Origin of the sequence: Tychonema sp. LEGE 06208, assembly GCF_015207505.1 — a bacterium.
GTDB lineage: Bacteria > Cyanobacteriota > Cyanobacteriia > Cyanobacteriales > Microcoleaceae > Microcoleus.
This window is the reverse complement of sequence record NZ_JADEWT010000071.1, coordinates 22,025-32,927: the sequence shown is the minus strand read 5'-3', so window position 1 is coordinate 32,927 and position 10,903 is coordinate 22,025. Positions and strand designations below refer to the sequence as shown.

Genomic DNA, 10,903 nt, shown 5'->3' with positions numbered 1-10,903 from the left:
CCTCTCCCCCTCTCCCCCTCCATCGCCATACACAATCTATATGAGCAACAGCTTATAGGCTTACCCACAATTCAAACATATTCGATAAAGTCAACTTAGAACCTATAAATTTTATGAAAGGGAATAGATTTTACGTCTTGTAGAACTGCCTCGATGCCGGAAGCATCACTGGTAGGGTAGCAGCATTCAGGGGCGTGGGTCAAACCCGATACTGCTGCTTTATGGCTAAAAGAAAAACAATTTTTGATTGCGGTCACAAAGGATATGGTAAAGCGTGCCATCGCTGCACGCAAGAGTTGGCAGCGCAGCAGCAATATGTTGAAATGCTGGCAGAAAAACAAACTAAAAAACAAGAGAGGGAAGCATCATTTGCTAAAGATGCGATCGATCTCAGAGGTCTACCCGACCACGTAGTTACTAAAGCTCGCGCAATTATAGCAGCTTTGGGGGAAAATAAGAATTACAGAGATTTCGGTGGCAAACGCCTGCGTCACAACCGATGGATTGTGAGCATTCCTGTAACACGCAACTACAGAATGCTTTGTGAAGATTGCGGCACTTTCTTAATTCCCCAAAAAGTTTTGTCCCACGAAGACTACAACGTTTGCAAACCAGGAAGTTAGTTAGTTGTTATTGGTTATTGGTTATTGGTTATTGGTTATTGGTTAGTTGTTATTGGTTAGTTGTTATTGGTTAGTTGTTATTGGTTAGTTGTTATTGGTTGTGCTTTTTTTGGGGGAGATGTTATAATTGTTCAATGTTCAAATTGTAAATGTATGGTTAGGTTTCAAGAGTTGCAGGTTTATCAATTAGCAGAGCAAATTTCTAATGAAGTTTGGTTGATTGTTCAATCCTGGGATTTCTTTGCTAAAAATACAGTGGGACAACAATTGGTTAGGTCAGTCGATAGTATTGGTGCTAATATTGCCGAGGGGAATGGGCGGTATAACTATAATGATAATCAACGTTTTATCAAAATAGCCAGGGGGTCACTGCATGAAACAAGACACTGGTTAAGATTAGCTTGTGCCCGACACCTGTTAACCACCGAGCAAATCGAGCGCCTAAAACCTTTAATAGACGAACTATCTCCTAAACTCAACGCTTACCTAAACTCAATTCAAAGCAAAGCAAATACTCAAGCGTTGAAAATCAAGAAAATACCCAAAAGCAAACTACCCACAGACTCTTGACAACTAACAAATAACCAATAACAAATAACAAATAACAACTAACAACTAACCAATAACAACTAACAACTAACAACCAACAACTAACTCATTAAAACCATGCAAATTTACCTCGACTATAGCGCTACAACCCCAACACGCCCAGAAGCAATTGAAGCCATGCAAAAAGCCCTCACTCAGCAGTGGGGAAATCCTTCTAGCTTGCACGAATGGGGACAAAGAGCGGCCACTACTTTAGAATTAGCTAGAATGCAGGTTGCTAGCCTAATTAACGCACTACCGGAATCGATAATTTTTACCAGCGGGGGAACTGAAGCGGACAATTTGGCAATTATGGGAATTGCCCGTCTTTATACAAAGCCGCAGCATATCATTATTTCCAGCGTAGAACATTCCGCAGTCGCAGAACCGGCGCGACAACTCGAACAGTGGGGATGGGAAGTAACGCGATTACCGGTGGATAAATTTGGGCGAGTTCACCCCTTGGATTTGCAAGAAGCATTGCGATCGAATACAGTGTTAATTTCGATTGTTTACGGGCAAAGTGAAGTTGGCACGCTGCAACCAATTGAAGCATTATCACAAATTGCCCGATCGCGCAATATCATATTTCATACCGATGCAGTTCAAGTAGCCGGGAAACTGCCAATAGACGTGCAGAAATTCCCCGTAGACTTGCTTTCGCTTTCGAGTCACAAACTTTACGGGCCGCAAGGTGCAGGCGCGCTTTACGTGCGTCCGGGACTGGAATTAGCGCCAATGTTGGGGGGGGGCGGACAAGAGTTGAAACTGCGTTCAGGGACGCAAGCGCTGCCCGCAATCGTGGGTTTTGGAGTGGCGGCGGAGTTGGCTTTGCAGGAAATAGATACAGAAACAGCGAGATTGATTGAATTGCGCGATCGACTTTTTGACAAATTAGCCCACATATCCAGTTTAGTACCAACGGGCGATCGATATTGCCGACTGCCGCACCACACCAGTTTTTGCATTGTCTCCCCCCAATGTAGCCCTTACCAAGGGATAGATACAGGGCGAATCACAGGCAAAACTCTCGTGAGACAGCTAAACTTAGCAGGAATTGGCATAAGTTCCGGTTCCGCTTGCAACAGCGGCAAACTAACAGCAAGCCCAGTTTTGTTAGCAATGGGATATAGCGAAAATGATGCTGTTTGTGGAATTCGCTTGACACTCGGACACCAAACAACCGAAGCTGATATTGATTGGACAGTAATTGCGATCGGGCAAATATTAGATAGATTGATGCCCAAAGTAGCATTGTGCAGGCATTAAAAATAATCTCAGAAACCGGGTTTTTTCCAATATCTTCGCATCACATCGAATATCTTCGCAAAAACCCGGTTTCTCGCTACCCACGCACAATCTCAGAAACCGGGTTTTTTCCAATATCTTCGCATCACATCGAATATCTTCGCAAAAACCCGGTTTCTCGCTACCCACGCACAACCATGATAAAATAAATCCTGATATTATTCACAACTCCCCACAATGGAAGAAAAGCGCGCCCAAGCCTACCTAGAACTAATTCATACCCTGCTGAATTGCCCCAGCGGATCGGAACCGCAGATATTGCAAGATAATATAGAATTGTTGGATGTCGAATTTCTGGAAACTTGCGAGTTGGTAGCAGAAAAGATGGCACAGCAAGGAGGAGAAAACGGCGCTAGCTTCCTGCGAAATCTGATTAGTCAGCTATTACAATTAATCGATATCAACGATGGCGATAACTCCGAAGGTGAAAATCCCCAAGAGTATGCAAACTTTATCCTAGAATTATTGCAAGCAGAAGATGCTAGCACTAGCACTGCAGCAGCAATTCACCCCATGCTAGCTGAAAGACAACATCTCCTCAATGACAGTTTTCCTGGGATTTTAGAGCAAGTATTGCAGAGGTTAATTGCTGGCGAAAATGCCCAAACCATTGACTCAATGGTCAGCCTCGTGGAAGACTTGGCCATTAATATTAGCAATTTTTCGGGTGGGAATAGAGCGAATAATATTGAAATTGCCATTGCTGCTTATCAGATTGTTTTGAATAATCGGCAACCCGGAAGCCAAAAGTTTGCTCAAACTCAAAACAATTTAGCTGCTGCCTATATTAGCAGAATAAAGGGTTCGCGGGCGGAAAATGTGGAAATGGCGATCGCCCTTTATGGTGCTGCTTTAACAGTCTACACCCTTGAGGCTTTCCCGGAAGATTGGGGAATGGCTCAAAATAACCTAGCTGCTGCTTACGCCAACAGAATCAACGGTTCGCGGGCGGAAAATCTCGATCGCGCGATCGCATTTTTTGAGGCTGCTTTAACTGTTCGTACCCCCGAACAGTTTCCTGAAGATTGGGCAATGATTCAATATAACCTAGGTAATGCCCATAATGACAGAATCAACGGTTCGCGGGATGAAAATCTTTCCAAAGCGCGATCGTTTTATGAGGCAGCTTTAACAGTATATACCCGTGAGGATTTCCCTGAATATTGGGCAATGATTCAAAAGAAGCTGGCTAATACCTAATGTGAGGCTGCCTTAACAATCTCAGAAACCGGGTTTTTTCCGATATCTTCGCATCTCATCGAATATCTTCGCAAAAACCCGGTTTCTCGCCACGCGCACCATCTCAGAAACCGGGTTTTTTCCGATATCTTCGCATCTCATCGAATATCTTCGCAAAAACCCGGTTTCTCGCCACCCAGCAAACCAACCCCTACCATGATAAAATAAAACATCGGTGTCACCCACAACTCCCCACAATGGAAGAAACCCGCGATCAAGCTTATCTCCAATTAATTCACACCCTGCTGAATTGCCCCAACGGAGACGAACCCCAGATATTACAAGATAACTCAGAATTATTGGATCGCGGATTTCTGGAAGCTTGCGAGTCAGTAGCGACAATGTTGGCAGCACAAGGAGGCGAAAATGGCGCGAATTTCCTCCGAAATCTGGCCAGTCAGCTAGGGCAATTCATCGATATGAACGATGACGGAGATAGCAATAACTCTGAAGGTGAAAATCCCCAAGAGTATGCCAACTTTTTCCTAGAATTATTGCAAGCAGAACAAGATAGCGATAGCGATATTAAAGTAATTTACCCCATGCTGGCCGGGCGGCAACATCTCCTCAATGCCCGTTTTGCCGAAACTTTACAGCAAGCATCCGAGCAGTTACTTGATGGCCGAAATCCAGAAACAATTAGCTCAATTGTCCGCCTCATTGAAAATTTAAGTATTCATATTAGTAACTTTCCGCTTGGGAATAGAAAGAACAATATTGAAATTGCCATTACTGGTTATCAAATAGTTTTAAATAATCTGGAACCGGGAAGCGAAAACTATGCTGGAACTCAAAATAACCTAGCTCTTGCCTACAGTAACAGAATCAACGGTTCGCGGGCGGAAAACTTGGAACTGGCGATCGGCTTTTATAAGGCAGCTTTAATAGTATATACCTTTGAGAATTTACCTCAAAAATGGGCAATGACTCAAAATAACTTAGCTCTTGCCTGTAGCAACAGAATCAACGGTTCGCGGGCGGAAAATCTGGAACAGGCGATCCGCTTTTATGAGGCTGCTTTAACAATTCGTACCCTTGAGGATTTCCCTGAACAATGGGCAATGACTCAAAATAACTTAGCTCTTGCCTACAGCAACAGAATCAACGGTTCGCGGGCGGAAAATCTGGAACGGGCGATCCGCTTTTATGAGGCTGTTTTAACAGTTTATACCTTTGAGGATTTCCCTGAACAATGGGCAGGGACTCAATATAACCTAGCTACTGCCCACAGTGACAGAATCAAGGGTTCGCGGGCGGAAAATCTCGAACAGGCGATCAGCTTTTATGAGGCTGTTTTAACAGTTCATACCTTTGAGGATTTCCCTGAACAATGGGCAGGGACTCAAAATAACCTAGCCAATGCCTACAGAAAGAGAATCAAGGGTTCGCGGGCGGAAAATTTGGAACGGGCGATCGCACTTTATGACGCTGCTTTAACAGTTCGTACCTTTGAGGATTTCCCTCAAGATTGGGCAATGACTCAAAATAACCTAGCTGCTGTCTACTTATACAGAATCAACGGTTCGCGGGCGGAAAATCTGGAACGGGCGATCAGCTTTTTTGACAAAGCTCTAACAGTCTATACCCTTGAGGCTTTCCCGTTCAATAACGTACTAACCTTAAATAACCTGGGCTTTGCTTATCTGGCAAAACTAGACTACATCAACCGAGAAAAACCAGAAGACACAAACCAAAAAGCAGCAACTCTCCAAAGTGCCTACAATACCTTTAAAAATGCCATAACCAGAGCCTCCAAATTACGAGAGTTAGAATCGGGGGATGAAACCAAGCAAAAACACGATTTGGAGTGGGATAAGCTCTACAGAGGCATGGTGCAAGTATGCCTCGATCGCCAAAGCAACCAAGAAGCACTCTTATATGCCGAAGCGAACAAAGCCCGCAACCTTGCCGAAGTCATCGCCCAAAAACAGGAAACCCCCCAAGTCCTAAAACCCATAACTTTCACCGAAATTACCCAACTCCTCACCCCAGACACCGCCCTAATAGAGTGGTACATCACCGACAAAGAAATCATCACCTTTGTCCTCACTTACCCCGACGTGCTGACAGTGCATCGCAATCCTCAATGCGATGAATTAATCGACTTAGTTAACGACTACCGGGCCGACTACAAACAAAGCAAAACCTACTGGCAAACCAAACTCTCCGACTATCTCCAGCGTCTTGCCAAAATCCTCCAAATCACCACAATTCTGCCCTCACAAAGTACCCGCTTAATCCTAATTCCCCACTGGTTGCTGCACCTGTTCCCCCTCCACGCCCTACCCCTAACCGACGACGAATTCTTGTTAGATAGATTCACCCAAGGAATTCAATACAGCCCCAGTTGCCAACTCCTGCAACAGATTACAATCCACCCGAATTTTGACCAACTCCTCGCCTTGCAAAACCCCACCTCCGATCTGCGCTACACCGATTTAGAAGTCGCCAGCATCGCCCCCAAATTCGCGCTCAGTCAAATTCTCCCCGGCGATGAAGCGAGTAAAACAAATCTCCTAGAAAAGTATCTAGAACAGTTAGAAAACGCCCACTGCGCGCACTTTTCCTGTCACGGCTCCTTCAATCCCGACGATCCGCTAAAATCGTTTTTAATCTTGTCTGGCGGCATCATCGGCGGAGATTCCCAGTCTAGGGCAGGATCGGATTTAGATGAATCGAATCGTTACGTGGAATGGCGCGACGGCCAAACAGCCGACATTAACAAATGCCTAACATTAGCAGATATCTTGTTACTGCAATTCAAACATTGCCGCCTAGTCGTGCTTTCCGCCTGCGAAACCGCGCTAATTGACACCAACAATCGCTCCGATTATATTGGATTACCGACAGGATTTATCCACGCCGGTGCAATGGGAACCCTAGCCAGTCTTTGGGCTGTCAACGACCTCTCGACCGCCTTAATGATGGTAAAATTCTATGAATTGCTCAAACCAGGAGTTAGCATCGGTAAAGCCCTCCACGATACCCAGCGCTGGTTTAAGTCTGCCGCGACTTCCGATTTGCTATCATGGGTGCAGGAATCGGATAGTTTCGATGGCGATCGAAAAAAACCGATCCTCAAGGAATTAAAAGGCTACAATAATGACGAACAACCCTATGGCGATGTTTATCATTGGGGAGCGTTTTGTGCCATAGGATTATAATCCAAGGAAAGATTTAATTTAATCGATGAAAACCGATAGCATATTTTACAACATCTTCCAAGAATTCCCCTTTGTGTTCTTTGCCCTTCTGGGCATACCCGCCGAGAGTGCCAACCAATACAAATTTACATCCCAAGAAGTCAAACAATTAGCTTTTCGCCTAGACGGTTTATTTCTACCAATTATTCCCGATCCTCAACTACCATTCTACGTTGTAGAAGTCCAATTTCAACCAGATCCAACACTCTACTACCGTCTGTTTGCCGAACTATTCATCTATCTCAAACAATACCAACCGCCGCACCCTTGGCAATTGGTAGTCATCTACCCAAATCGGCAAACCGAAAGACAAAGCAACATCCACTTTCAGGAAATGCTCGCCCTCCCACAAATCACCCGTATTTACATCAATGAACTAAGTGCATCAGAAACAGCATCTCTACCCATAAAATTGATTAAACTGGTAATCGAACCAGACAACACCGCCGAAAACTTTGCCATAGATTTAGCCAGACAAGCCGAAACCGAAATATCGGATACCACAGCCAGAAAAAACTTCATCAACTTACTAGAAACCATCATTGTTTACAAATTACCCCAAAAAACCAGAGAGGAAGTTGCCGCCATGTTTAGCCTAACCGACTTAAAACAAACCCGATTTTATCAAGATGTTTTTGCAGAAGGACAAGCGGAAGAACAAGCTAAAGCTAAACAACGAGACAAAGCTCTTATTTTCAAAATGTTTAGTCTGGGATTGGCTACAGAACAAATTGCTACAATCTTTAACTTACCCCTAGCTGAAGTAACAGCGACTATCGCCGAAGCTCAAAAAGAACAAGCTGAACAAGCCGATCAAAATTAATCAAAATACGCTAAAATTAGTAGGGTGCGTCAGTTGCGAAAACCCTGATTTTTCGACCAACCTAAGACTGACGCACCTTACAAGTCGATCAAAGTGTGACACTTGCCTAATTGCTCATTCAAACAACATCCATTTGTGAGGTAAAATTATGAACGAAGTCGATATTTTGTCCCAAATCTATAACGCCATTACCACCGCCCCGGCAATTTTGACTCCCCCTTTCATCGAAAGATTGCTCGCCGAAGTCCTCCCTTTAGCAGAATCTGGTGCTGATAATGATACTGTAGAAGATGCTATAAATACACTCTACAAACAATTTAAAGATGTTAGAGATGCCATCAAAAATCTGGTCAGAAAAAATCTCGATGATGTAGAAGCAGAAGCCACGCCCGGTTATGAAACAATCGTCAATACCTATCCCGACATCAAAAAGCTAGAAGCAAGCTTGAAAAAACGCATTGACAAATCCGATGCTAAAAATTGACCATCCCCAAATCTACATCTACAGCTACCAACTCAGCCAGGAAAGCAAAACCGAAGCTAACTCAATCTGGACTTGGGCTAATAGTATCTGGCAACATTTTAGCCCAGAAAAAGAGATAATTTTTTCCCAAGCTAACCTCGGTTATCCCCTCACTAAAGTCAAAAAATTCTCGCATTCCAATAAAATTAATGGTTCTTTTAAGTTTTGCCTTCTGGAGGATAGCGAAGGCATTTTAGCGAGAATTGGCAGCCCAGAAACCAATGAAAATAAAAACCTAGAAATTACAGAATTACAACAATTTAATGAAAATAATTTCCTAATTCCTGATAATTATCAAGATTGGTTAGGACAGACTATTTTTATTACCTACAAATTACAAACTGATTCACATCCAACCAACGATTCCATCCGCCAAGTTGCAGATAAATGTTTAAATAATCTGTTCCCCGAAGCATCTGTGCGTCCACCTTTTTACCGCGATACTGAGTTACTGGGTTCTCCAATTTTTGAGTATACTTCGATAAAAAGTCAACTGCAAGTCTTTGTTTATCTGGTTGATGATGATATTGAGAAAAAATTAGGGCAAATTATTCAACCTTTGTTTGAACTGTTTTATTACCGCCATAAAATCACTAAAGCTTTTCTGGATAGCCGCAGTAATTATGATTTACTTAAGAAACTCTACGCAGAAATTGAGGTGACAATCGCTAGCTTACAAACAAAAATCGCTGACTTTGAATCGAACAATGATGTTGCTTGCCCGGAAAATGTCGATATAGATAAGTCTTTAACCTATCTCAAAATCAAACTAAAAGAGTTACTTGGAGAAAGTTTGAATTATGAAAGAGCGTTAGAATATCTCGAAGATTTTAATAATACGATTAATATTCATGTTTACAATTATCAGGAAAAGCTGTCTGAAATTTCTTATAAATGGAAATTTTCAACGGATAAATTGACAACATTTAATTTTTTCATTGAGAGAAGTTGTCCGTATTTTCAACGACAAATTCAGGGGGATTTAGGCTATTTTAAACATGGTACTGATTTGATTAAGATTGCGGTGGATTTGGTAGCGGGGATTGTGGATATCGAACAAGCAGAAATCGATCGCTCTTTGGAAAGAACTATTCAAATATGGGGTACTGGATTAGGGGCTGGAGGCCTTGTGGTGTCTGCGGTTTCAGGTTATATCGAGACACCGGTAGTGTTCAGAATACCTCAAAAAGGGGATGTGCTTCATCCGGCTGTAGCTAGTCTGTTGTTGAGTCTCTTGGTTGTAATTCTGGTTTCTGGATTGATGGGCTGGATTAATGGTGCGTGGAAGATTAATCAGTTGAGATGGTTGCGGCGCAAGTCTCAACCTCCGAGATTGCCCGATTCCCAACGTCCACCAGTTAATGATATTTTACAGGAAGCGGCCCAAGTGCGGGAGACTTCTGAACAATAAGGCCAAAGAAACCGGGTTTTTACCGAATCTTTGCGCCACAATTAATGATTTTTCCCAAAAACCCGGTTTCTGACTCCGCCGGCTAAGAGATAATTTAAAAGTGTTGAAATCCTCGATCGATCTTTAAGCCAACATCAGGACAAATACCGCTGCTATCACTCAACAAAATATCGTTGCTTTCGGTAGTGATTCCCACGATCGCAGCACCATCACCAATTCGATCGACCAATAGCTTAGCATGGGCGATCGGCAAAAACAACACTAACTCAAAATCTTCGCCGCCGTACAACGCCCAATCTAAAGCTGTTTCGGTTGATACGATTTCCCTTAAAATAGGAGGAATTGGTATTTGGGCGCGATCGACTTTTGCACCCACACCGCTAGCCCGACAAACTTGCACAATCGCATCTGCTAAACCATCGCTGCTATCCATTCCGGCGATGGAAAATTCACCCGCAGCATCTAAAATTTCCCAAACAACCGGCAAAACATCCAGCCGCGGTTTAGGCCGCTGATGAGCGAGAATTAGAGAAGTTCGATCGCCCTTTTCCAGATTGAGCCCAAATTCTGGATTTAACAACAATTCTAATCCCGCGCGGGAGGCTCCGTGCACGCCAGTCGCCACAATCGCCCAATTCGATCGCGCATTTGACCGACAGATGGTACGATCGCACTCAACTTGTCCAAAAGCCGTAATCGCAACTGTCACCACGGGCGATCGCACCACATCCCCACCCACGATCGGCGTATGATAAACTTCCAAACAAGCCGTCATCCCCCGATAAAACTCTTCCACCCAATCCACAGCCGTATCCGCACTCACAGCCAGGGCTACCGTCACCGCCACAGGGGTTGCTCCCATTGCCGCGAGATCCGACAAATTTGCCGCTGCGGCGCGCCAGCCTGCGTAATAAGGGCCTGTGGTGCGATCGCTAAAATGCACTCCATCTACCAACATATCAGTAGTAATAACTAAAGAGCGATCGGCTGGAACGGCAATGACTGCTGCATCATCTCCCACAATTTCCGCAGCGCAAAATCTCTGCAAAATTGTTAAAAGTCCCTGTTCTCCAATCTCCTTAATTTTCATACCTTCTTTCTCCTGCCTTCTTCCTGACAACCAATAACCCACAACCAATAACTACTAACCAATAACCAATAACCAATAACTAATAACCAATAACC

Annotated in this window: 9 protein-coding genes; 8 read left to right on the top strand and 1 reads right to left on the bottom strand. The window is 43.8% G+C overall.

Translation table 11 applies throughout. The annotated features are described in order from the left end of the window. The first annotated feature begins 221 nt into the window (after positions 1-221). The 8 genes from IQ263_RS18510 (at position 222) to IQ263_RS18475 (ending at position 9,718) form a co-directional block, all read left to right on the top strand. Positions 222-623, top strand: coding sequence for a DUF7682 family zinc-binding protein (locus IQ263_RS18510; RefSeq protein ID WP_194069079.1), 402 nt, complete (start codon positions 222-224; stop codon positions 621-623). A 171-nt stretch (positions 624-794) separates the two neighbouring features. After that, positions 795-1,193: a four helix bundle protein gene (locus IQ263_RS18505; protein WP_339384887.1), complete on the top strand. Its 399-nt coding sequence runs from the start codon at positions 795-797 to the stop codon at positions 1,191-1,193. Positions 1,194-1,289: 96 nt separating this feature from the next. Next, positions 1,290-2,480, top strand: coding sequence for a cysteine desulfurase family protein (locus tag IQ263_RS18500; RefSeq protein ID WP_194069077.1), 1,191 nt, complete (start codon positions 1,290-1,292; stop codon positions 2,478-2,480). A 216-nt stretch (positions 2,481-2,696) separates the two neighbouring features. Further along, positions 2,697-3,719, top strand: coding sequence for a tetratricopeptide repeat protein (locus tag IQ263_RS18495; RefSeq protein WP_194069075.1), 1,023 nt, complete (start codon positions 2,697-2,699; stop codon positions 3,717-3,719). 236 nt (positions 3,720-3,955) lie between these two features. Further along, on the top strand, positions 3,956-6,922 hold the full coding sequence (locus tag IQ263_RS18490; RefSeq protein WP_194069073.1) for a CHAT domain-containing protein: 2,967 nt from the start codon (positions 3,956-3,958) through the stop codon (positions 6,920-6,922). A gap of 25 nt (positions 6,923-6,947) precedes the next feature. After that, complete coding sequence (locus IQ263_RS18485; RefSeq protein WP_194069071.1) at positions 6,948-7,784, top strand: Rpn family recombination-promoting nuclease/putative transposase; 837 nt, start codon at positions 6,948-6,950, stop codon at positions 7,782-7,784. Positions 7,785-7,932: 148 nt separating this feature from the next. Next, positions 7,933-8,268, top strand: coding sequence for a hypothetical protein (locus IQ263_RS18480; protein ID WP_194069069.1), 336 nt, complete (start codon positions 7,933-7,935; stop codon positions 8,266-8,268). Next, complete coding sequence (locus IQ263_RS18475; RefSeq protein WP_194069067.1) at positions 8,255-9,718, top strand: hypothetical protein; 1,464 nt, start codon at positions 8,255-8,257, stop codon at positions 9,716-9,718. Before IQ263_RS18480 ends, IQ263_RS18475 begins: the two co-directional genes overlap by 14 nt. A gap of 94 nt (positions 9,719-9,812) precedes the next feature. Here IQ263_RS18475 and thiL read toward each other — a convergent pair whose 3' ends face one another. Further along, a complete protein-coding gene (gene thiL, locus IQ263_RS18470; RefSeq protein ID WP_194069065.1) occupies positions 9,813-10,808 on the bottom strand; it encodes a thiamine-phosphate kinase in 996 nt (331 codons plus the stop codon). Between the last annotated feature and the right edge of the window lie 95 nt (positions 10,809-10,903).